The 21571-nt window shown below is 64.8% G+C and carries 20 protein-coding genes and 2 pseudogenes; 13 read left to right on the top strand and 9 right to left on the bottom strand.

Translation table 11 applies throughout. From position 1 onward, the window contains the following. Positions 1 to 33 precede the first annotated feature (33 nt). Genes typA through ampD form a run of 6 tightly spaced genes read right to left on the bottom strand, consistent with a single transcriptional unit; the run spans position 34 to position 6931 of the window. Positions 34 to 1866, bottom strand: coding sequence for a translational GTPase TypA (gene typA / locus HZY77_RS06790; RefSeq protein WP_296820030.1), 1833 nt, complete (start codon positions 1864 to 1866; stop codon positions 34 to 36). Further along, a complete protein-coding gene (locus tag HZY77_RS06785; RefSeq protein ID WP_296820028.1) occupies positions 1751 to 3181 on the bottom strand; it encodes a hypothetical protein in 1431 nt (476 codons plus the stop codon). Before HZY77_RS06785 ends, typA begins: the two co-directional genes overlap by 116 nt. 2 nt (positions 3182 to 3183) lie before the next feature. After that, positions 3184 to 3564, bottom strand: coding sequence for a group II truncated hemoglobin (locus tag HZY77_RS06780; RefSeq protein ID WP_296820026.1), 381 nt, complete (start codon positions 3562 to 3564; stop codon positions 3184 to 3186). A gap of 3 nt (positions 3565 to 3567) precedes the next feature. Beyond that, complete coding sequence (purT, locus tag HZY77_RS06775) at positions 3568 to 4764, bottom strand: formate-dependent phosphoribosylglycinamide formyltransferase (protein WP_296820023.1); 1197 nt, start codon at positions 4762 to 4764, stop codon at positions 3568 to 3570. Positions 4765 to 4806: 42 nt separating this feature from the next. Further along, positions 4807 to 6387, bottom strand: coding sequence for a phospholipase D family protein (locus tag HZY77_RS06770; RefSeq protein ID WP_296820020.1), 1581 nt, complete (start codon positions 6385 to 6387; stop codon positions 4807 to 4809). Next, positions 6371 to 6931: a 1,6-anhydro-N-acetylmuramyl-L-alanine amidase AmpD gene (ampD, locus tag HZY77_RS06765; protein WP_296820017.1), complete on the bottom strand. Its 561-nt coding sequence runs from the start codon at positions 6929 to 6931 to the stop codon at positions 6371 to 6373. The genes HZY77_RS06770 and ampD overlap by 17 nt, the downstream gene beginning before the upstream one ends. A gap of 87 nt (positions 6932 to 7018) precedes the next feature. Between ampD and HZY77_RS06760 the strand changes: the two genes are divergently transcribed. From HZY77_RS06760 to HZY77_RS06740, 5 genes and pseudogenes are all read left to right on the top strand, one after another. Next, on the top strand, positions 7019 to 7564 hold the full coding sequence (locus tag HZY77_RS06760) for a hypoxanthine-guanine phosphoribosyltransferase (RefSeq protein WP_296820015.1): 546 nt from the start codon (positions 7019 to 7021) through the stop codon (positions 7562 to 7564). Between the two features lies 1 nt (position 7565). Continuing rightward, on the top strand, positions 7566 to 8327 hold the full coding sequence (locus HZY77_RS06755; protein WP_296820013.1) for an S-methyl-5'-thioinosine phosphorylase: 762 nt from the start codon (positions 7566 to 7568) through the stop codon (positions 8325 to 8327). Positions 8328 to 8345: 18 nt separating this feature from the next. Beyond that, a complete protein-coding gene (locus tag HZY77_RS06750; RefSeq protein ID WP_296820012.1) occupies positions 8346 to 9068 on the top strand; it encodes a 16S rRNA pseudouridine(516) synthase in 723 nt (240 codons plus the stop codon). Then, positions 9047 to 9561: pseudogene (gene def / locus HZY77_RS06745) on the top strand (peptide deformylase); the annotation flags it as partial. The gene HZY77_RS06750 and the pseudogene def, both read left to right, overlap by 22 nt. A gap of 133 nt (positions 9562 to 9694) precedes the next feature. Beyond that, the gene (locus HZY77_RS06740; protein WP_296820009.1) at positions 9695 to 10078 is read left to right on the top strand and encodes a flagellar biosynthesis regulator FlaF; all 384 of its coding nucleotides are present in this window, start codon (positions 9695 to 9697) and stop codon (positions 10076 to 10078) included. Between the two features lie 233 nt (positions 10079 to 10311). Here the strand turns inward: HZY77_RS06740 and HZY77_RS06735 are convergent, their stop codons facing one another. The 3 genes and pseudogenes from HZY77_RS06735 to HZY77_RS06725 all read right to left on the bottom strand — a co-directional run bounded on the left by HZY77_RS06735 (position 10312) and on the right by HZY77_RS06725 (position 14117). Continuing rightward, the gene (locus tag HZY77_RS06735) at positions 10312 to 12858 is read right to left on the bottom strand and encodes a [protein-PII] uridylyltransferase (protein ID WP_296820007.1); all 2547 of its coding nucleotides are present in this window, start codon (positions 12856 to 12858) and stop codon (positions 10312 to 10314) included. Then, positions 12855 to 13662: pseudogene (gene map, locus HZY77_RS06730) on the bottom strand (type I methionyl aminopeptidase). Before map ends, HZY77_RS06735 begins: the two are co-directional and overlap by 4 nt. 323 nt (positions 13663 to 13985) lie before the next feature. After that, positions 13986 to 14117, bottom strand: coding sequence for a hypothetical protein (locus HZY77_RS06725; protein WP_296820005.1), 132 nt, complete (start codon positions 14115 to 14117; stop codon positions 13986 to 13988). A 633-nt stretch (positions 14118 to 14750) separates the two neighbouring features. Between HZY77_RS06725 and HZY77_RS06720 the strand changes: the two genes are divergently transcribed. The 8 genes from HZY77_RS06720 to HZY77_RS06685 all read left to right on the top strand — a co-directional run bounded on the left by HZY77_RS06720 (position 14751) and on the right by HZY77_RS06685 (position 21567). Beyond that, a complete protein-coding gene (locus HZY77_RS06720; protein WP_296820003.1) occupies positions 14751 to 15467 on the top strand; it encodes a response regulator in 717 nt (238 codons plus the stop codon). Beyond that, entirely contained in the window at positions 15464 to 16786 is a 1323-nt protein-coding gene (locus HZY77_RS06715; RefSeq protein WP_296820000.1) for an ATP-binding protein, read from the top strand. The genes HZY77_RS06720 and HZY77_RS06715 overlap by 4 nt, the downstream gene beginning before the upstream one ends. Positions 16787 to 16934: 148 nt before the next feature. Continuing rightward, on the top strand, positions 16935 to 17678 hold the full coding sequence (gene rpsB / locus HZY77_RS06710) for a 30S ribosomal protein S2 (RefSeq protein ID WP_296632135.1): 744 nt from the start codon (positions 16935 to 16937) through the stop codon (positions 17676 to 17678). Between the two features lie 118 nt (positions 17679 to 17796). Then, positions 17797 to 18669: a translation elongation factor Ts gene (gene tsf / locus HZY77_RS06705; RefSeq protein ID WP_296819998.1), complete on the top strand. Its 873-nt coding sequence runs from the start codon at positions 17797 to 17799 to the stop codon at positions 18667 to 18669. A gap of 6 nt (positions 18670 to 18675) precedes the next feature. Further along, a complete protein-coding gene (pyrH, locus tag HZY77_RS06700) occupies positions 18676 to 19389 on the top strand; it encodes a UMP kinase (protein WP_296819996.1) in 714 nt (237 codons plus the stop codon). 9 nt (positions 19390 to 19398) lie between these two features. Next, positions 19399 to 19968, top strand: a complete 570-nt coding sequence (gene frr, locus HZY77_RS06695) for a ribosome recycling factor (protein WP_296819993.1) — start codon at positions 19399 to 19401, stop codon at positions 19966 to 19968. A gap of 89 nt (positions 19969 to 20057) precedes the next feature. Beyond that, complete coding sequence (uppS, locus tag HZY77_RS06690; RefSeq protein WP_296820854.1) at positions 20058 to 20738, top strand: polyprenyl diphosphate synthase; 681 nt, start codon at positions 20058 to 20060, stop codon at positions 20736 to 20738. Positions 20739 to 20760: 22 nt separating this feature from the next. Continuing rightward, positions 20761 to 21567: a phosphatidate cytidylyltransferase gene (locus HZY77_RS06685; protein WP_296819990.1), complete on the top strand. Its 807-nt coding sequence runs from the start codon at positions 20761 to 20763 to the stop codon at positions 21565 to 21567. Positions 21568 to 21571: the final 4 nt, after the last annotated feature.

Genomic DNA, 21571 nt, shown 5'->3' with positions numbered 1-21571 from the left:
GTCAAACCAGTCCCGGCTCACGCCGGTACGGGATTACGCCGCCGCGCGGTTGGCGCGCTTGCGCTCGTGTTCCTGCAGGTGGCGCTTGCGGATGCGGATCGATTTGGGCGTGATTTCCACCAGTTCGTCGTCGTCGATGAATTCCACCGCGGACTCCAGTGTCAGCTTGATCGGGGTGGTCAGGCGCACGGCCTCGTCGGTGCCGGAGGCACGCACGTTGGTGAGCTGCTTGCCCTTGATCGGGTTGACCACGAGGTCATTGTCGCGGCTGTGGATGCCGATGACCATGCCTTCATACAGTTTGTCGCCGGGCGAGACGAACATGCGGCCGCGGTCTTCGAGTTTCCACAGTGCGTAGGCGACGGCCTCGCCGTTGTCCTGTGACACCAGCACGCCGTTGTGGCGGCCGGGCAGGTCGGCTTTCACCGGGCCGTAGTCGTCGAACACGTGGCTCATCAGGCCGGTGCCGCGCGTCATGGTCATGAAGTCGGATTGGAAGCCGATCAGGCCGCGCGCCGGAATGTGGTATTCCAGGCGGGTGCGGCCGCGGCCGTCGGATTCCATGTTGGTCAGTTCGCCGCGACGGCGGCCGATCTCTTCCATCACGCTGCCCTGGTGTTCGTCTTCCAGGTCGATGGTGAGGTTTTCATACGGTTCGCACTTCTCGCCGTTGATCTCCTTGTACACGACGCGCGGCTTGGCGACGGCCATTTCGAAGCCTTCGCGGCGCATGTTCTCGAGAAGAATCGTCAGGTGCAGTTCGCCGCGGCCGGAGACGCGGAACACGTCGGCGTCGCCGGTGTCGTCCACGCGCAGCGCCACGTTGGTCAGCAGTTCCTTGTTGAGGCGGTCGCGGATCTGGCGACTGGTGACGAACTTGCCTTCGGTGCCGGCGAGCGGCGAGGTGTTCACCATGAAATCCATGGTGAGCGTGGGTTCGTCGACCCCGAGTACGGGCAGGCCAACCGGGTTTTCCTTGTCGCAGATGGTGACGCCGATGCCGATGTCGTCGAGACCCGAGATGATGATGATGTCGCCGGCTTCGGCTTCGTCCACCGGTATGCGGTCGAGGCCTTTGAAACCGAGCACTTGGTTGATGCGGCCGGTGGCAACCTGGTCTTCGTGGTTCATCACGACGACCGACATGCCGGGTTTGATGCGGCCATTGAGTACGCGGCCGACGCCGAGGCGGCCGGTGTAGGTCGAGTAGTCGAGCGCGGCGATCTGCAGTTGCAAGGGCGCGTCAGCCGAGCCGGGCGGGGTGGGAACGTGAGTGAGCACGGTGTCGAACAGCGGCTTCATGTCGGCCGCGCTGCCACCTTGCGAAGGCGCGTCNCTGAGGTCGAGGCAGGCCCAGCCGTTGAGGCCGGACGCGTAGATGATGGGGAAGTCGAGCTGGTCGTCGGTGGCGCCGAGCTTGTCGAACAGGTCGAAGGTCTGGTCGACGACCCAGTCGGGGCGCGACCCGGGACGGTCCACCTTGTTGATCACGACGATGGGACGCAGGCCGAGCGCCAGCGCCTTCTTGGTGACGAAGCGCGTCTGCGGCATCGGGCCTTCGACGGCGTCGACCAGCAGCACCACGCCGTCGACCATGCCGAGCACGCGCTCGACCTCGCCGCCGAAGTCGGCGTGGCCGGGNGTGTCGACGATGTTGATGTGGTAGTCGCCGTAGGTGATCGCGGTGTTCTTCGCCAGGATGGTGATGCCGCGTTCCTTNTCCAGGTCGTTCGAGTCCATGACGCGCTCGTCAACCGCCTGGTTGTCGCGGAAGGTGCCGGATTGCTTGAGAAGCTGGTCGACCAGCGTGGTCTTGCCATGGTCGACGTGCGCGATGATGGCGATGTTGCGGAGCTTGCGGGACATGATGGGGGCCGGGATTCGGGAAACCCGGCATTATAACAGGGTTTTGTGACGGAACCCGTTTATTGGGCCAGGGATGCGCGGCCAGCCGGGCGTCGATGCCCTGGATCACCCGCTGGTAGCGTGCGCTGCCGATGGGCCCGAAACGGCGGTCGAATTCGGTCTGCGGCATGAATTCCGGCAGGTTGCGGAAATCGGGCAGCAGGTCGGTGTCGCTGTGGGAGACGGCCAGCAGTTGTCGCACCCGGGCCGCGGCATCACCGGTCGCGTGGGTGCCGAGCTTCACGCCGGCACGATCGTTGGCCAGGTCGGTGAAACTGAAGCCCGAGCCCCGGTCGGCGTCCTCTTCTTCCTTCATCAGGCCGATGGCATTGGCCAGGCGGCTGCCGCCGTTGGCCGATAGGGCGGCGGAAATCACGAAATGCTCGGCAAAGTCGCGCCGCCCGTGGATCGATAGCAGTACGCGAGGTGCCCGGCGGATCGAATGGCTGTCGCCCTCCAGCAACTTGGGCAGGCTGATCCCTCCCAGGTACGCCGCCAGTGCAGTGAGGGCGGCGCGGTTTTCCTCGCGCGCGTCGTTGCCGTTTTGCAGGGCGTAGGTAAACAGCGGGCCCATGATGCTCACCAGCGGCACCGTGCTGCCGCGCGGGTGGGGCTTCAGCAGCGTATCCAGCCGTTCGGCATAGGCCAGCATGCGGGCCTGGTCTTCCGGTGCAAGCAGCAGTTCGGCGCTTTTTCGCTCGATCCGCGTCAGCAGTTCGGGACGCCAGCGGTAATCCAGCGTGGCCTGGTTTTCATCGAAACTCACCTGCGTGAACGCATCAGCCAGTGCCGCATAGGTTTTGTCGCGCCGCAGCCAGCGATGCGCCAGACGTGCCGTCCAGTCGGCCAGCGTACCCGGCAGCGGCAGGCTGCCGAGCTGCAGGCTCCGGATGCGGATGCCACCGGGCACATCGGCCACTTCGGCGGTGATGTTGAGGTAGCGTCCAAACGGATTCGACGGGACGGTCAGCGTGGCGGTAAGGGTGGCCAGTCCCGGCGTAAGCTCGGCGGCAATGCCGCTGACGCGGCGCAGTTCGACAGCGTAGTTGAGCAGCCGGTTGAGCTCGGCCTCGTCGAGCTGGATGCTCTGGACGACATCGGGCGTCTGCCCGCGCGGGTCGTGCTTCTCGAACAGCGATTTGATCCAGGCGAGGTCGGTGCGGCGGAATTGCGCCGGCGGCTCGATGGCGGGTGCGTCATCCAGCGCCAGCCAGGGCAGCAGGGTGAGTGTGGCCAGCACAACGAACAGTCCTCCCCAGCCGATCAACCGTTTCATGATCATCCAGGCTGGTTGCGCATGAAGTCGGCGGTCTTGAAGAAGGCTGCGGTCAGTTCCTGCTGCATGGCGGTATCCACGCCGACGTCCTGCATCGCACGCATCATGCAGCCCATCCACTGGTCGCGCTCGGTTTCGCCGATGACAAAGGGCATATGGCGGCGGCGCAGGAAGGGATGGCCGAAGCGGTCGGTGTATTCCGGCGGGCCGCCGGTCCAGCCGGAAAGGAACCAGAACAGCTTGTTGCGCGACTCGCTGAGATCCGCCGGATGCAGCTTGCGGATGCCGTAGTAATCCGGATCCTCGTCCATCAGGTCGTAGAAGCGGTCGACCAGTTTGCGGATGACGTCGCCGCCGCCGAGGCGTTCGTAATGGGTTTGCATGGTTCAGACCTTCACCGGTTTGACTGCGGCTGCTGCAGTTTTGGCGCGCAGACGCGCCTCGTCCGTGTCGGAGGCGGTGGCGAGCGCCACGCCCATGCGGCGGCGGGCGAAGGCCTGCGGCTTGCCGAACAGGCGGATATCGACGCCGGGCATGGCGAGCGCGCCGGCGACGCCGTCGAACGCAATGCCGGTCGCCTCCATGCCGCCGTAGATCACTGCGGAGGCCCCGGGTTCGCGCAGGCTGACGTCGACCGGCAGGCCGAGGATGGCGCGCGCGTGCAGCTCGAATTCGTTCTGCCGCTGCGTCGCCATCGTCACCATGCCGGTGTCGTGCGGGCGCGGGCTGACCTCGGAGAACCACACGGTATCACCCTTGACGAACAGCTCCACGCCGAAGATGCCGCGCCCGCCGAGGTTGCCGGTGACGGCGGCGGCGATGTCCTGCGCGCGTTTGAGTGCGGTGGTGGACATCGCCTGCGGCTGCCACGATTCGACATAGTCGCCTTTTACCTGCACATGGCCGATGGGGGCGCAGAAATGGGTCTCGATCTCGCCCGAAGGCCCGCGTGCACGCACGGTCAGCAGCGTGATTTCATAATCGAAGTCGATCACGCCCTCGACGATGACGCGGCCTTTGTCCACCCGCCCGCCGCTGGCGGCATAGTCCCACGCCGTTTGCAACTGGCTGGCGTCGTCCACCCGCGACTGGCCCTTGCCAGACGACGACATCACCGGCTTGACGATCACCGGATAGCCCAGTTTCTCCGCTGCGGCCGTCATCTCGGCCAGGCTGTCGGCGAACACGTAGGGCGAGGTCGGCAGGTTCAGCGTTTCGGCGGCGAGCCGGCGGATGCCCTCGCGGTTCATGGTGAGGTTGGCGGCACGTGCCGTGGGAATGATTTCGGCCAGGCCGGCCGCCTCGATTTCCAGCAACGTCTCGGTGGCGATGGCCTCGATTTCGGGCACGACCAGATGCGGTTTCTCGGCCTCGATCAGCGCGCGCAGCGCCGAGCGGTCGCTCATGTCGGTCACGTAGGCCCGATGCGCGACCTGGTGACCGGGCGCATTGACGTAGCGGTCGACGGCGATGACTTCGACGCCAAGGCGCTGCAGCGCGATGATGACTTCCTTGCCGAGCTCACCTGCACCCAGGAGCATGACACGGGTGGCGGAAGGGGAAAGCGGGGTGCCGAGTCGCATAGGTCAATCCAGCAAAAACAGAAAAGCTGATTTTACCGTGGCTTACAGGTATTCCTCGATCGGCAACGCCTGCAATATGCGCAGCAGGCCGCGCTGGATCGGGGTGGTGTCGGGTTCGCGATCGAACGTGCGCGGGCTGCCTTGGTGCACGTCGGTCCATTGCAGGCGTCGCTCGATCTTTCCGTTGACGGTTTCGATGGCGAGTCGCGGCCGGAAACTGCGTTCGGGCCGCATTGCGTTCTCGGCCATGTCGGTGACCTCGCGGGCGAGTTCAGGCGAATGGATCACCAGGCCCATTTCGGTATTGAGCAGGGTCGAGCGTGGATCGAAGTTGAAGCTGCCGATGAACACGTGCTCGTCGTCGAATACGAAGGTCTTGGCATGCAGACTGGCGCGCGACGAGCCGCCGGAGAGATCGCGCAGGCGGCCGCCGATGGGCTCGGCCACCGGTTTCAGCTCGTAGAGATTGACGCCGGCCTCCAGCAACGGGATGCGGTAGTTGGCATAGCCGGCGTGCACGATCGGCACGTCGCTGGCGGCGTAGGCGTTGGTCAGGACGTCGATCTGTATGCCCTGGCTGCGCCAGTAGTCGAAATAGGCCATGCCTGCGGCGCCGGGCACGAAATAGGGCGATACGATGAGGACGTGCCGGGTGGGGTTGACCCAAAGTCCGGCGAGTTGGCCGACCAGCAGACTGGAAGGTGATTTGCTGCGCTTGAGTACTTTTTCCGGCGGGTCGACGATGAGATCGGCGGACGCAATGCGCCAGGACGTGTCACCTTTCAACAGCCCGGGAATGGGGTCGGCCGCGGTCAGGGCGCGGCCATACGCACTGTCGAGTTGCTGGGCGCGGAATTCATACAAACGCCGGGTGGTGCGTTGCAGCCGCTTGTCGCTGGGCGTGATCGGCAGGGCGGAGGCGGGTACGGCGGCCTCGCTGTTCCAGTAGGTGTCGAACGACTGTGCCAGCGCATTGACGATGGCACCGGCCGCGACGACGTCGAGGTCGATGAAGGCGAGGTCGTGGTCGGCACCGAAATATTCGTCGCCGATGTTGCGCCCGCCGGTGATGCCGACCTGGCTGTCGGCGATGAAGACCTTGTTGTGCATGCGGCGGTTGAGGCGGACGCTTTCGCGCAATGCCTGCCAGCCCCTGACCAGCAGACTGGTACTGCGGGTGTGGAAGGGATTGAACAGCCGCACCTGGATATTGGGGTGGGCATTCAGCGTGGCGAGCCCCAGTTCCTTGTCGGCGGTGTCGATGTCGTCGATCAGCAGGCGCACGCGTACGCCGCGGTCGGCTGCAGCCAGCAGCGAGGCGGCGACCATTTTGCCGGTGGTGTCGTTGTGGAACAGGTAGTACTGCACGTCCAGCGTGCGGGTGGCGCGTTGTGCCAGCGCCAGGCGGGCCGCCAGTGCCGCCTGGCCGCTCTTCAGTAGATGAAAGCCCGATTCGCCGGGCGGAATCCAGGCTGCCAGCTGGGTTCGCAGTGGGCTGTCAGCGTGGCTGGATAGCGCCTGCGTGGGAAGGCGTCGGGCGTCGAGATTGAGTGTGGGCGCACAGCCGGCAAGCAGCAGCGCAAGCAGGCCGACGAAGACGAACGGATCAGGCCGTATGCGCATCCAGCCGCTGCCAGGCGAAATGGGGGCCGGGGTCGGTCTTGCGGCCCGGTGCGATGTCGCTGTGGCCCACGACTGCCTGGATCGGGTAAGCCGTTTTGAGCGTGGCCAGCAGCGGGATCAGGGCCGCGTACTGGGCATCGGTAAAAGGCAGGTCGTCGCTGCCTTCCAGTTCGATGCCGATGGAAAAGTCGTTGCAGCGTTCGCGTCCCTGCCAGGTCGACTTGCCCGCATGCCAGGCGCGCAGTGCGCAGGGCACGAACTGGATCAGCGTGCCGTCGCGGCGGATGAAGAAGTGCGCCGACACCTCGAGGCCGCGTATGCCTTGGTAGTAAGGATGCGCATCCCAGTCGAGCCGGTTGGTGAAGAGGTCGATCACGGCGTCGCTGTCAAATACGCCGGGCGGCAAAGAAATATTGTGGATGACGATGAGCTCGATCGCCGCACCTTCCGGTCGCGCATCGCAATTCGGCGAAGGCAGGCGGCGTGCGCCGGCCAGCCATCCGGCGGCATCGAGCTCGCTGGGATCAGAGGCGGAAATCGACATGGCGCAAGCTTACTCGACCCGCGCAAAGTCTGGAAACATCGGCTGACACCGCTTAGACTGCCGACTTTCCAGGAATCCCGGGGCCGCATGTCACGGCTGGATGCGCAACAATTGCTGGACCACGCCGAGTGCATCGCATCGGAAGAAGCGGTGCAGGCCGTGCTCGACCGCCTGGCGGACGAGATCGGAAGCGGGCTGCGGGATACGTTTCCGCTGGTGCTGGCCGTCATGGGCGGGGCGGTGGTGTTCGCCGGCCAGCTGCTGCCGCGGCTGCGGTTCCCGCTGGAATTCGACTACCTGCACGTCACCCGCTACCGTGGCAAGACCGAGGGTGGCGAGGTGGAATGGCGGGTGCTGCCGGGGCAGAACGTGGTCGGCCGCAACGTGCTGGTGCTGGACGATATCCTGGACGAAGGCGAAACCCTCGCAGCCATCCGCGACAAGCTGGTCGGGATGGGCGCGGCGCACGTCTGGTCGGCGGTGCTGACCAACAAGGACAACGGGCTGAACAAGCCGATCCGGGCCGATTTTGTGGGGCTGGACGTGCCCAATCGCTACGTGTTCGGCTGCGGCATGGACGCTTACGGGCTGTGGCGCAACCTGCCGGCCATTTACGCTTTGAAGGACAAATAACATGCTGGGCATCATTGGCGGTACCGGCCTCACGCAACTGGCCAATCTTGAAATCACCCATCGCCAGGTGGCACGTACGCCCTACGGCGAACCCTCGGGCGCATTGACCTTCGGTCGCATCTGCGGGCAGGAGGTGATCTTCCTGGCGCGTCACGGCTACGGCCATACCATTCCGCCGCATGAGGTGAACTATCGCGCCAATCTGTGGGCGCTGAAGGAACACGGCGTCGACCGCGTGGTGTCGGTCGCCACGGTCGGCGGCATCCACCCCGAACTGATCCCCGGTACGCTGGCCATCCCCGACCAGATCATCGACTACACGCACAGCCGTGCCGCCACGTATTTCGCGGGCAGAGACAAGCCGGTGACCCATCTCGATTTCACTACCCCGTATTGCGACGCCATGCGTACGGCGCTGCTGCAAGCCGCCACCCGAGCCGGCATCAGCCTGCGCGACGGCGGCGTCTACGGTGCGGTACAGGGGCCGCGCCTGGAAACGGCGGCCGAAATCAACCGCATGGAGCGCGACGGCGCCGACATGGTGGGCATGACCGGCATGCCGGAGGCCTATCTGGCGCGCGAATTGGCGCTCTGCTACGCGACGGTGGGCGCAGTGGTCAATTATGCGGCTGGTCGCGGATTGTCCGCTGAGGGCATCCAGATGGGCGAAATCCAGGCCGTATTGGGCGAAGTGATGCTGCAGGTACGGCATCTGCTGGAACAGCTGGTGACCGACGACGCGGCCGGTTTGTGCACGTATTGAGCAGGGAATGGCTACCGCATGAAACTCTATCGCGCTCTGCAGTCGCAGGGGTTCGGCTCGCGCAAGGGCTGCGTGGCACGCGTGCGGTCGGGCGCCGTGGCAGTCAACGGCACGGTCTGCGACGACCCGGAGGCCGAGGTCGACCCGGCCGGGCTGCAACTGACGCTCGACGGCGTCGCCTGGGCATATCGCGAGAAGGCCTATGTGCTGATGCACAAGCCTGCCGGCTACGAGTGCTCGCATCATCCCAGCCATCACCCCAGCGTGTTTTCCCTGTTGCCGGCGCCGCTGCTGCAGCGCGGGGTGCAGTGCGTGGGACGGCTCGACCAGGACACCACCGGCCTGCTGCTGTTTTCCGATGACGGCCAGTTCATCCACCGCATGATCTCGCCCAGAAAGGGCATTGCTAAAATCTACCGTGCCACCTGTGCCGAGCCCGTGACCGACGCCATGTTGGATGCCTTGCGTCAAGGCGTGGCATTGAACGACGAACCGGCGCCGATTGCCGCACTGGCCTGCGACAGACTCGATGCGCGCACGCTGCGCCTGACGCTCGCCGAAGGCAAATACCATCAGGTCAAACGCATGATCGCGGCGACGGGTAACCGGGTCGAGACGCTGCATCGCGAAACCATCGGCAGTCATGCCTTGCCCGCAGACCTGCCGCCCGGCGGCTGGCGCTGGCTGGAGCCCGCCGACCTGCAACAGCTGGAGCAGCCATGGCCATCCGCGAGGTCCTGAAAATGGGCGATCCGCGCCTGCTCGCGCAGGCGCAACCGGTGGAAGATTTCGCGTCGCCCGAACTGGCGCAACTGATCGTCGACATGCACGACACCATGCGTTCCCTCAACGGGGCCGGCTTGGCGGCGCCACAGATCGGCATCGGCCTGCAGGTGGTGATTTTCGAAGTTGCCGCCAATCCGCGTTATCCCGATGCCGAGAACGTCCCGTTCACAGTGCTGATCAATCCCGTACTGACCCCTTGTCCGACGTCATGGAAGAGGGATGGGAAGGATGTCTGTCAGTGCCGGGCATGCGCGGGCTGGTACCGCGCCACGCCGATCTGCGCTATCAGGGCTTCGATGCAGCGGGGCAGCCGATCGATCGCCGCGTAAAGGATTTCCATGCCCGCGTGGTGCAGCACGAGGTCGACCACCTGCACGGCATCCTGTATCCGATGCGCATCCGCGACCTACGCGATTTCGGCTTCACCGAGACCCTGTTCCCGGACAAACCCTGCAGGACGATTGACGGCTTTTCGACGCTTTCGGGCATGCATTTAGCTTGTCTAAAGTTGCGCCGGTCCTCGCCGCTAACTTGTAGCGTAACCGTGGGCGACGTGCCCCGGCACAAGCAGCAAGGACCCCATGATCCCGGAACATCAGATCCAGCAGGCGCAGCGTCATATCCACCACGCCGACGTGATGATGGACGAAGCCGCCCAGCTCGACGACATTGCCGCCCAGTTGATGGCCGTGCAGCGGCACTGGACCGATCCCAATCGCCCGCTGCGTCTCAAGGCAGCACTGGAAGCCAGCCGCAGCGTCTGGCACGCGATCCAGACCGGACTGGCCGAAGGCACCTTGGCGCTGCCGCTGGACGTGCAGCACAACCTGCTGATCCTGTCGGTGTATGCCGACAGCAAGATCGGTTTGTGCGAAGCCACGCCGGATGTCGATACGCTGGGCAGCCTCATCGCCTTGACGCGCACGCTGGCCGGCAGCCTCAAGGAATGGCGGGAGGCGGCATGAGTGTGTTCCAGGATTACGAACGGCATTCCGGTCTGGGTCTCGCTGATGTGGCGGGGTCAGTACGTCGGTTCGCCCCGGGCGCGGGCGTAATCGCGTCAAGCCCGACGTGGATGAAAAGGTCAAGAAGCCGGCCGACGGCGTACGCAAGAAATCACCGCCTGCCCGCAAAACACCGTCGCGCGGCCGTTACGTCGACGAATACGCGCGCCCGGCCGTCTAGGGTCCGACGCAGGTCACTTCAGCGCTTCGCTCGTCTCCGCTTCCAATGCCTCGCGGCCCGCGGGCGTCTGCAAGGCGGCGCCACGGATCAGAAACGTATCCTCCACCCGTTCGCCCAGTGTGTCGATCTTGGCGGCATAGACGTTCACGTCATGTCGCATCAGCACTTCCGCGACCGCAAACAGCAAGCCCCCGCGATCCGCGCAGGTGATCGACAGCATGTGGCCGTTGCCCTGGGCGTCGGCTTCCAGCCGTACCGTGGTGGGGTAGGGGTGATGGCGCTGATGGCGTGACAGGCGGCCGCGCGGTACAGGCTGCATCGGACGCGTGGGGTCGAGGTCGCGCGCCAGTTCGTATTCCACGAAACTCAGGAAATCGCGGTAATGGATGCCGCGATTGGCCAGATCCATCACCTGGAAACTGTCCAGGGCATAACCATTGCGCGTGGTGTGGATCTTTGCTTCGAGAATGGTGTACTGGATACGGGCGAAAAAGCCGCAGATACGGGCGAAGATGTCGGCCCGGTCGGGCGTGTAGACCAGCACCTGGATGCCCTCGCCAGCCGGCGACAGCCGCGCCCGCACGACGGCGTCGGTGCTGTCGGTACGGCGCCACAACATGCGCGCCTGCCAGGCCATGTCGCGGGCGTCGAAGCGGACGAAATAGCGTTCGTCGAGATGCTCCCATAGCGTATCGGCGGCGCTGGCCGGCAGGCCGTACAGGGCGAGATTGACCCGTGCTTCGTTCTGCCGGGCGGCAATGTCCGCCACCGCGGCATCGCTGCCGGCCAGCCGCGCCCGGGTGGCGTGATACAGATCTTCCAGCAGCTTGCCTTTCCAGGCGTTCCAGACCTTCGGGCTGGTGCCGCGGATGTCGGCCACGGTCAGCAGGTACAGGGCAGCCAGCCGGCGCGTGTCGCCGACGCGGGCGGCGAAGGCGGCGATGACCGCGGGGTCGCTGATGTCTTCTTTNTGCGAGGTGCGCGACATCACCAGGTGCATATCCACCAGCCAGGCGACCAGTTCGCTGTCTGCCTTGTCGAGCTGGTGCTGGCGGCAGAACCGGCGTGCATCGACGGCGCCCAGTTCGGAATGGTCGCCGCCGCGTCCCTTGGCGATGTCGTGGAACAGGGCGGCCAGGTAGAGCAACTCGGGTTTGTCGAACGCGGCGATCAACCGGCTGGCAAGCGGGAACTCGTGCGCCAGATCCGCCACGGTGAAGCGCCGCACGTTGCGCAGCACGGTGAGAATGTGCTCGTCGACCGTGTAGACGTGGAAGAGGTCGTGCTGCATTTGTCCGACGACGCGGCCGAATGCCGGGATGTAGCGACCGAGCAGACCGTAGCGATGCATCGCACGCAGCGCCCGGGTGATGCCCAGCGGTTGGCGCAGCAGCGTCATGAACAGGGTGCGATGCAGCGGGTCGGCGCGAAATGCGGCATCGATGCGCGTGCTGCCGCGCCACAGTGCACGCAGCGTCGCCGGCTCGAAACCGGCGAGCGTCGGGTGCTGGGCATAGACGATGAAGGCGCGCAGCAGGGCATCCGGTTTGCGCTCGAACAGGTCGGCTGCGCGCGCTTCGAGCAGATTGGCGCGCAACTGGAAATCGGCATCGATCGGCTCGGGCGGTGCGGTCACCGGGAACAGCCGCACGCGCAGCGACTGGATGAGGATGTCGTTGACGCGCTGGATCAGTTTGGCGGCCCGGTAATACCCCTGCATCAGGCGTTCGCCTGCGCGCTTGTGCGCCGTGGCGGCGAGTCCCAGGCGCGCAGCGAGTTCGGTCTGATAATCGAAGGCAAGACGGTCTTCGCGCCGTCCGGACAGGAGGTGTAGATGGATGCGCAAGGCCGACAGCGAATATTCCTCGCGCGCAATGCGGCGCGCCTCGGCGGGGGTGAGCAGACCGGCGCGTGCGATGCCGCTCCAGCCGCCGAGGATGCCGCAGGCCTGCGCCAGCCAATGTATGGTGTGCAGGTCGCGTAGGCCGCCGGGGCTGTCCTTCAGGTTGGGTTCGAGCTTGTAGGCGCTGTCGTCGAAGCGGGCGTGGCGCGCCTGCTGCTCGGCCAGTTTGCCGTCGAANAAGTGCTGGGCGTCGAAACGTGCCTGGAAGCGGCGGCCGAATTCGTCGAACAGGCTTGCCGCGCCGCACACGAAGCGCGCCTCCAGCAGGTTGGTTTCCACCGTGATGTCCGCGGCCTCAGCCAGGCAGGCATCGACCGTGCGCACGCTGTGGCCGATCTCCAGCCCGACGTCCCAGCAGGCCTGCACCCAGTTTTCCAGCGTGGCCTGCTGGTCGGGGGTGGGGTCATGGGGCAGTACCATCAACACATCCACGTCGGACCCGGGNAACAGTTCGCCGCGTCCGTAGCCGCCGACGGCCGCGAGGCAGAACGTGGGNGGCAGGGCGAGCCTTGCCGAGAGTTCGATCAGCACGCTGTCGACCAGTGCAGCGTGGCGGCTCAGGTAGTGGGTGGTGGATTTGCGCAGAAAGGCCGCAGCCAGATCGGCGCGGCCCGATTTGAGCCGCTCGCGAAGATCGGCGAACGGCGGTTTGCTCACGCAGCGTGACGGATGCGGTCGGGAACGGCCGGGGTGCCGGCCGAGACGGTCAGGACTTCGTAGCCGCTGTCGGTCACCAGGATCGTGTGTTCCCACTGCGCAGAGGCTGCGGTCCTTGGTGACGATGGTCCAGCCGTCGGGCATCTGGCGGATGTCGCGGCGGCCGGCGTTGATCATCGGCTCGATGGTGAAGGTCATGCCCGGTTCCAGCACGAGGCCGGTGCCGGGCTTGCCGTAGTGCAGCACTTGCGGGTCTTCATGGAAATTCCGGCCGATGCCGTGGCCGCAGAACTCGCGTACCACGCTGTAGCCGTGGTTTTCGGCGAAGCGCTGGATGGCGTGGCCGATGTCGCCCAGGCGCACGCCCGGCTTCACGTGGTCGATGCCGACCCACATGGCTTCGTAGGTGATCTGGATCAGGCGTTTGGCCTGGATCGATCCCTCGCCCGCCACGAACATGCGGCTGGTATCGCCGTGCCAGCCATCCTTGATGACCGTGATGTCGAGGTTCACGATGTCGCCGTTCTTCAGGATTTTCTCGCCTGGCACGCCGTGGCAGACCTGGTTGTTGACCGAGGTGCAGATCGACTTGGGGTAGGGGGTGTGCCCCGACGGCGCATAGTTCAGCGGCGCCGGGATCGTGCCCTGCACGTTGACCATGTAGTCGTGACACAGCCGGTCGAGCTCGCCCGTGGTGACGCCAGGTTTGACGAAAGGCGTGATGTAGTCGAGCACTTCCGAGGCAAGTCGTCCGGCGACGCGCATGCCTTCGATTTCGGCGCCGGTTTTGATGGTGACAGTCATGTTTGGCTAGTTGCGGGGCTTAAAGCAGCATTCTAGCGCGCCCGGCAGGCGCTGGAAAAACCATGCTTATGGCATGGTGGGCGCAACCAAGGATGCGGCAGCAGATCCCCGGTTGCGTGTCCGCCGGAAAACACACCGGCTATCTGCGTTGCCCTTACTGCCCCGCGGCTGACGTTCCTCCGCTGCGAACCTGCTCGCGGGTTTCGGTGCGGATCTGGTCGCGGTTCTGGTTACGCTGCGCACTGTTGGCCTGGGTGCCATCGCGCGTCTGGATGCGCTTTTCATCGCGGTTCTGGGTGCGCGTTTCCTTGCGTTGTGCCGAATCAGGGAGGACATTCCGGCATTGCCCATTCCCATGCCGCCCCCATGCCGGCGTGGCCGCCCTTGGCGTGGACTGTGCCGCTGACCAGGCCGGCGGCAAGCAGGATGACGGAAAGTATTTTTGTCGATTTCATGGTGCGCTCCTTAAAGTGAGTGGGATTAACGACCCCGTCGTCCGGCGCCAGCACCAGGGGCGGTACCGGGACCGGCGCCTTGACCCGTGCCACCCATTTCCGGGTGGCGATGTTCGTAGCCTGTGCCGTAAGGCAGGTGGGCCGGAGCCTGATGACTGTCCCGGGTTGGCGCTGGCGCGCGCAGATTGCGCTGCACCGTCTCGTCGACCTGACTTGTGCCGGAAGGATGTGGGAGATCGCGCGGCAACGACAGGTTGAGGGGGCGAGGCTGCGCGCTGTTCGCGTTGCCCTGGCGTGCCTCGGCCAGTGCCGGTATGGCAAGGGCCAGGACGGACGGGACAAGGAGCAGGCTCAGGCGGGGCAGGGTCATGTACGGTTCGNNGGTTTCGTTGAGGCCGCGGGATTGCGGNTGGAATGCAGTGTGGGCCGATTGTGTCGCTGTGCGATGTCGGCTGCATGGCACTGCATGTCAGTGTGTGTCCGTTTGTGACAGGCGGGCCGGAAAGGCCCTGTTGTGGGGTAGGATAAAACTATCGGACGCAAGGCCCGAAAACCGTAACCCGCCACCCAATCCGGACGCCGCATGATGCAATCGTTCAAGCCTGTTGTGCCCAACCCTGCCCGGAGTGCGTTGTGACGGTGCCCGCTGCGGCACGCATCCTAGTGGTGGACGACGACCCGGGGTTGCGCACCCTGTTGGAGGCGTATCTGGGCGACAGCGGATTCGCGGTGGAAACGGCGATGGACGGACCGGCGATGTGGCAGGCGCTGGAGCACGGCATGCCGGATGCCATCGTGCTCGACCTGATGATGCCCGGCGAGGATGGGTTGTCGCTGGCGCGCCGCCTGCGCAGCCAGTCGAACGTGCCGATCCTCATGCTGTCGGCGCGCGGCGAGGAAATCGACCGCGTGGTGGGTCTGGAAATGGGCGCCGACGATTACCTGGCCAAGCCCTTCAGTCCACGCGAGTTGCTGGCTCGCCTGCGTGCGCTGTTGCGGCGCAGTCAGGGTCAGGGTGAGCCAGTCTCTCAGCCGGCGCTGCCCAGCTTCGGGCCGTACCGGCTGGATGCGGCCAGCCACCGGCTTACCCGCGACGGCGTCGAGGTGAAACTGTCGACCGCCGAATTCGCCCTGTTGCGCATCTTCGTCGAGCACCCGCTGCGGGTGCTTTCGCGCGATACCCTGATCGACATGCTGAAAGGCTACGAGCGCGATCCGTTCGACCGCAGCGTCGATACCCGCGTCACCCGCTTGCGCCGCAAGATCGAGCCCGATTCCACGGAGCCCGTCTACATCCGCACGGTGCGCGGCGAGGGCTACCTGTTCAATCCGCGCGGCGGCGAGACGTGAGGCTGTCGTCGCGCCTGAGCCTGACGCAGCAGAACGCCTTGCTGCTGCTGGCGTTCTTCATCCTCTTCGAGCTGCTGGTGGCATCGGCCATCACCTACTTTCTGATGTTGCCGATGGCGCGCCGTTCGGCGGCCGACCTCGCGGGTCTGATGACGCTGTCGGCGCAGACCTGGAGCGAACTGCCGCCGGTCACCCGCCCTGCTTTCGAAATCGAGTTGGCACGCTCGCATGCGCTGGCGCTGCGTGCCGAACCGCCGCACAACGCCGCGCCGCCGTCATGGCGGGAGCCCTATCTGCGCTTCCTGGTGGCGTCTCTGAGCGCGCGAGTAGGCGGGCCGGTCGCAACCTCGCACGAGGAAATCCGGGGACAGGAATGGTTCTGGGCATCACTGCCTGCCGGTGACGGGCAGTTGTCGGTGGGATTTCCCCATAGCCGCATCGGCCCGCGCCCGATCCATGCCGTGCTGGCCTCGTTGGCCGGCGGCACGTTGCTGACCCTGCTTGCCGCCTGGTGGCTGGCCCGTCGGACCAGCCGGCCGCTGCAACGGCTGCAGCAGGCGGTCACTTCCCTGGGCCGCGGGCAGACGCCAGAGCGCCTGCCTGAAACCGGGCCGCGTGAAATCGCAGCCCTGAGCCGCCGCTTCAACGAGATGACGAAACAGGTGGAAGACCTGCTGGCTGCCCGCACGGTGTTGCTGGCCGGCGTGTCGCATGACCTGCGTACGCCGCTGGCACGGCTGCGGTTGGCGGTGGAAATGCTGGTGAAGAAGCCGAGCGCGGAACTGGCGGCGCAGGTGGAGGGCGACATCGAGGCGATGGACCGTCTGATCGGCGATGTGCTGACGCTGGCACGCGGCTTCGGTCATGAGGCTGCCCGGCGGGTGGTACTGGCCGATCTGCTGGCCGATCTGGTGCAGTCCACGCCCGGTGCGCCCGGACGGGTGCAGATCGAGGCGGCCGATATTGCGCTCGAGGTGCCCATCGGCGCTTTGCGCCGCATCCTGGCCAACCTGCTGGAAAACGCCCTGCGCTATGGCGGAGGCCAGCCGGTGACGCTGCGTGCCGAGGCTGCGGAAGGAAGGTGTCGCATCGGCGTGCTCGACCGCGGCCCCGGGATTCCCGAGTCGGAGCAGGAGGCGGTGTTCCGTCCGTTCTACCGGATGGAAGCCTCGCGCAACGTTGCCACCGGCGGCTCAGGGCTGGGGCTGGCGATCGTGCGCCAGCTGGCGGCCGCACAAGGGTGGGCGGTCAGTCTGCAGGACCGGCCCGGCGGCGGGCTGGCGGTGTGGCTGCAGATTGCCCTGCCGTCGGCACCTTGAAATAAGTGCCCGTTCGAATTAGAATCGCGGGCTGTCCGAAATGGTTCGGACAAATTCGCACACCTGTCATTAAAGGGTGGTTGCGCGTTCAGACTGAGACGGCGCGCGGCTGCTGACGGGTGGAGGCTCAACCCTTTAGGAGATTTTCATGTCTGTCACCATGCGCCAAATGCTGGAGGCCGGTGTCCACTTCGGCCACCAGACCCGCTTCTGGAACCCCAAGATGGCCCCGTTCATTTTCGGCCATCGCAACAAGATCCATATCGTCAACCTGGAAAAATCGCTGCCGATGTTCCAGGAGGCGCAGAAATTCGTGCGCCAGCTGGCCGCCAACAAGGGCAACGTGCTATTCGTCGGCACCAAGCGCGCCGCACGCGACATCGTGCGCGAAGAAGCGCAGCGCGCCGGCATGCCTTACGTCGACAACCGCTGGCTCGGCGGCATGCTGACGAACTTCAAGACGGTCAAGCAGTCCATCAAACGCCTGAACGAACTGGAAGCCTCGCTGGCCGAACCGGGCCGTCTGTCGAAGAAGGAAATCCTCACCGTCCAGCGCGAAGTCGACAAACTGAACCGCAGCCTGGGCGGCATCCGTGAAATGGGCGGCCTGCCCGACGCGCTGTTCATCATCGACGTCGGTTACCAGAAGGGCGCCGTGGTCGAGGCAAAGAAGCTGGGCATTCCGGTGATCGGTGTGGTCGACACCAACAACAGCCCGGAAGGCGTGGACTACATCGTCCCCGGCAACGATGACTCGGCGCGCGCAATTCGCCTGTACGCCCGCGGCATGGCCGATGCGGCGCTGGAAGGCCGTGCCCAGGTCATCAGCGAGATCGTCGGTGGCGAGGAGTTCGTCGAGGTGGAAGAAGAGGGTGGCGTCGCCGCTGAATAAACGCGACGTGCTCAATATCGCCGGGAGACATCCCCGGCGAACGTATTCGAGGAGGGGCGTTGGCCCCTCTTTCTATATTGGCTGAATTTAATCGAGTAATTTGGGATAGGAGTTCGAAATGGCTGAAATCACTGCAAGCATGGTCAAGGATCTGCGCGAGAAAACCGACGCGCCGATGATGGACTGCAAGAAGGCGTTGTCGGAAGCCGGCGGCGACATGCAGAAGGCGGAAGAAATCCTGCGCGTGCGCTTCGGCAACAAGGCCGCCAAGAGTGCCGGCCGCGTGGCTGCCGAAGGGATCGTGACCATTGCCATCAGTGCCGACGGCAAGTCCGCCGCCATGGTCGAAGTCAACTGCGAAACCGACTTCGTGGCCAAGAACGACGACTTCATGGCGCTGTCCAATGCGCTCGCCGGCATGGTGCTGGAACAGAATCCGGCCGACGTCGCCGCCTTGTCCGCACTGCCCTACAAGGGCAGCACGGTGGAAGCCTTCCGCACCGAACTGGTCGGCAAGATCGGCGAAAACATGTCGGTGCGCCGCTTCGTGCGCCTGAACGGCCAGGGCAAGTTCGCCAGCTACATCCATGGCGGCAAGATCGGCGTGCTGGTCGACGTGACCGGCGACGAAGCGCTGGCGCGCGACATCGCGATGCATATCGCGGCGTCCAAGCCGAAGTCGCTGGATGCTTCGGGCGTCTCGCAGGAGCTGATCGACACGGAACGCCGTGTCGCGATCGAAAAGGCCAAGGAAGCCGGCAAGCCGGAAGCCATGCTGGAANAAATCGCCGAAGGCACGGTGCAGAAGTTTCTCAAGGAAGTCACGCTGCTGTCGCAGCCTTTCGTCAAGGACGACAAGCAGACCGTCGAGCAGGTGCTGAAGTCGAAGAACTCGCAGTGCCACGGCTTCGTGATGTACGTGGTGGGCGAGGGCATCGAGAAGAAAGTGTCCGACTTCGCCGCTGAAGTCGCGGCAGCCTCCAAGGTCTGACCGGGCATGACGCCGGTGCGACGCATCCTGCTGAAGCTGTCCGGCGAGGCCCTGATGGGGCCGGACAGCTTTGGCTATCACGCCGAGACCATGGCCGGCTTCGTCGGACAGATTCGTGAAGTCGTTGCGCTGGGTATACAGGTCGGTATCGTGGTCGGTGGGGGCAATCTGTTCCGTGGCGCCACCGGCGCACTGTCCGGAATGAACCGCGCCACCGCCGATTCGATGGGCATGCTGGCGACGGTGATGAATGCGCTGGCGCTGAAGGATGCGCTGCTGCAAGCCGGGGTCGAGGCACGCGTGCAGACGGCCGTGCACATCGCCCACCTGGGCGAAGATTTCGAGCGTGACGCGGCGGTGCGCGAACTGGAAGCCGGGCGGGTGGTGATTTTCGGCGGGNGAACCGGCAATCCGTTTTTCACCACAGATACTGCCGCTGCCCTGCGCGCGGCCGAGATCGGCGCCGACCTGCTGCTGAAGGCAACCAAGGTCGACGGCGTCTATACCGCCGACCCCAAGAAGGATGCGAATGCCCGCCGTTACGAGACCCTGAGTTTCGACGAGGCGATCGCCAACAATCTCGGCGTGCTCGATACCGCCGCCTTTGCCTTGTGTCGCGAACAGAAACTGTCGCTCGTCGTGTTCAACGTCTTCAAACCCGGCGCGCTCAAGCGCGTGGTGATGGGCGAGGACGAGGGTACGCGGGTAAGCAACCATTGAGGAGTTGAAATGGCTGAAACCACCATCGCCGAAATCAAGCAGTCTACCGAGCAANAAATGGGTAAGACGCTGGAAGCGCTGAAGACTGATCTCGCCAAGGTGCGCACCGGACGCGCCCACACCGGCATTCTCGACCACGTGATGGTCGAGTACTACGGCAACCCGACGCCGGTGCCGCAGGTGGCCAACGTGTCGCTGGTCGATTCACGCACGCTGGGTGTGCAGCCTTACGAAAAGAATATGGTCGGCAAGATCGAGAAAGCGATTCGCGATGGCGATCTGGGCCTGAATCCGGCGACACACGGCGACATCATCCGCGTGCCGATGCCTTCGCTGACCGAGGAACGCCGCAAGGATCTGATCAAGGTCGTGCGCGGCGAGGCGGAAAACGCGCGCGTCGCGGTACGCAACATCCGTCGTGACGCCAATGGCACGTTGAAGGATATGGTCAAGGCCAAGACCGCGACCGAGGATGAAGAGCGCCGTACCCAGGACGAGGTACAGAAACTGACGGACAAGTTCATCGGCGAGATCGACAAGATGCTGGCCGACAAAGAGAAGGACCTGCTCGCGGTCTGAGCAGTCAGACGAGCATATCCGGCGTGTCTACCCGCAAGAAGCAAGCGACGACTGTCGGCACTGACGTGCCGCGGCACATCGCCATCATCATGGATGGCAACGGTCGCTGGGCGAAGCGCCGGCTGATGCCGCGTGTTGCCGGGCATCGCAAGGGCGTTGAGGCGCTGCGCGGCGTGATTCGCGCTTGCGCCGAGCGTGGCGTGTCGCATCTCACCGTATTCGCCTTCAGTTCAGAGAACTGGCGACGTCCGCAGGAAGAAGTCACGCTGCTGATGGAACTGTTCATGCGTGCATTGGAAAATGAGGTCGCGCGCCTGCACGAAAACGGCATCCGTTTCCGTGTCATCGGCGACCTGACGGGCTTTTCCGAGCGTATCCAGACCCTGATCCGCGATGCGGAAGCACTGACGCGCGGCAATACCCGCCTTACTTTCACCGTCGCGGCCAATTACGGCGGACGCTGGGACATCGTACAGGCGATGAAGNAATTGATGGCGTCCGGCGTGTCGCCGGACGAAGTTGATGAAGTGGCGCTGGCGCAGAAACTCAGTATTGCCGACATGCCCGAGCCGGATCTGTTCATCCGCACCGGCGGCGAGCAGCGCATCAGCAATTTCCTGCTGTGGCAGTTGGCCTACACTGAGCTTTATTTCACCGATGCGCTGTGGCCTGACTTCGATCCGGTGGCGCTGGACGAAGCGATCGCCTCCTATCGAACCCGTGAACGCCGTTTTGGCCGCACCAGCGAGCAGGTGCGATCCGCGTCGTGACGGTATTCCAGAGACGCCATCCATGACGCCGCTTCTCAGCAGGATAGGCACCGCCGTATTGTTGTTGGCCGTGTTCGTGCCGGCCGCATTGTGGGCGCCTGCATGGTTGTGGGGGATCCTGATGGCGGGCGTGGTGGGCATGGCGGCTTACGAATGGGCGCGCCTGAGCCATTTTTCGCCGCTGTCTGCGCGCGTCTATGCCATCCTGCTGACGCTGTGTGCGCTGGTGCTGCCGTATGGACTGGCCGGAGGCTGGTCAGCTTTTCAGACCGCCCTGATTGTTCTGGCCATCGTCTTCTGGTTGCTGGTTGCTCCCCTATGGCTGTTGGGACGCTGGGAAGCATCCCGTGTGTTCGTGCGTGCCGCGATCGGGGTCGTGCTTCTGCTGCCGACCTGGGCGGCGTTGCTCTATCTGCATGCGCGCGGGCCTGCCGTGTTGCTGGGCGTGATGGCGGTCGTCTGGATCGCCGATACCGCTGCCTATTTCTCTGGGCGTTCGTTCGGGCGCCACAAGCTCGCACCCGCCATCAGTCCCGGCAAGACCTGGGAAGGCGTGGCGGGCGCGTTCGTGGCACTGGCTGTGTATACCGTCGCCTTGAGTCTGTGGAGCGCTCTGCCTATGCGGCCGTTGTTTTTCATGGTGTGCGGGCTGCTCTACCTGTCGGTACTGGGTGATCTGTTCGAGTCGTGGATCAAGCGCGTGTCGGGCATGAAGGACAGCGGCGACACGTTGCCGGGGCACGGCGGCGTGCTTGACCGGATCGATGCACTGACTTCCACCCTGCCGATCGCCACGGGCATGTGGATGTGGCTGGAGCATTCCCCATGAATGA

Source organism: Thiobacillus sp. (assembly GCF_013693775.1).
GTDB lineage: Bacteria > Pseudomonadota > Gammaproteobacteria > Burkholderiales > Thiobacillaceae > Thiobacillus.
The sequence above is the reverse complement of the archived record's forward strand: the minus strand, read 5'-3'. Positions and strand labels throughout refer to the sequence as shown.

Bases quoted from the DNA above. Each gene is read 5' to 3' on its own strand.
- HZY77_RS06725 (WP_296820005.1), bottom strand. From the start codon at position 14,117: ATGAAATCGACAAAAATACTTTCCGTCATCCTGCTTGCCGCCGGCCTG.
- ampD (WP_296820017.1), bottom strand. From the start codon at position 6,931: ATGTCGATTTCCGCCTCTGATCCCAGCGAGCTCGATGCCGCCGGATGG.
- HZY77_RS06785 (WP_296820028.1), bottom strand. From the start codon at position 3,181: ATGAAACGGTTGATCGGCTGGGGAGGACTGTTCGTTGTGCTGGCCACA.
- rpsB (WP_296632135.1), top strand. From the start codon at position 16,935: ATGTCTGTCACCATGCGCCAAATGCTGGAGGCCGGTGTCCACTTCGGC.
- HZY77_RS06780 (WP_296820026.1), bottom strand. From the start codon at position 3,564: ATGCAAACCCATTACGAACGCCTCGGCGGCGGCGACGTCATCCGCAAA.
- HZY77_RS06770 (WP_296820020.1), bottom strand. From the start codon at position 6,387: ATGCGCATACGGCCTGATCCGTTCGTCTTCGTCGGCCTGCTTGCGCTG.
- HZY77_RS06750 (WP_296820012.1), top strand. From the start codon at position 8,346: ATGAAACTCTATCGCGCTCTGCAGTCGCAGGGGTTCGGCTCGCGCAAG.
- HZY77_RS06740 (WP_296820009.1), top strand. From the start codon at position 9,695: ATGATCCCGGAACATCAGATCCAGCAGGCGCAGCGTCATATCCACCAC.
- HZY77_RS06760 (WP_296820015.1), top strand. From the start codon at position 7,019: ATGTCACGGCTGGATGCGCAACAATTGCTGGACCACGCCGAGTGCATC.
- purT (WP_296820023.1), bottom strand. From the start codon at position 4,764: ATGCGACTCGGCACCCCGCTTTCCCCTTCCGCCACCCGTGTCATGCTC.
- HZY77_RS06685 (WP_296819990.1), top strand. From the start codon at position 20,761: ATGACGCCGCTTCTCAGCAGGATAGGCACCGCCGTATTGTTGTTGGCC.
- HZY77_RS06755 (WP_296820013.1), top strand. From the start codon at position 7,566: ATGCTGGGCATCATTGGCGGTACCGGCCTCACGCAACTGGCCAATCTT.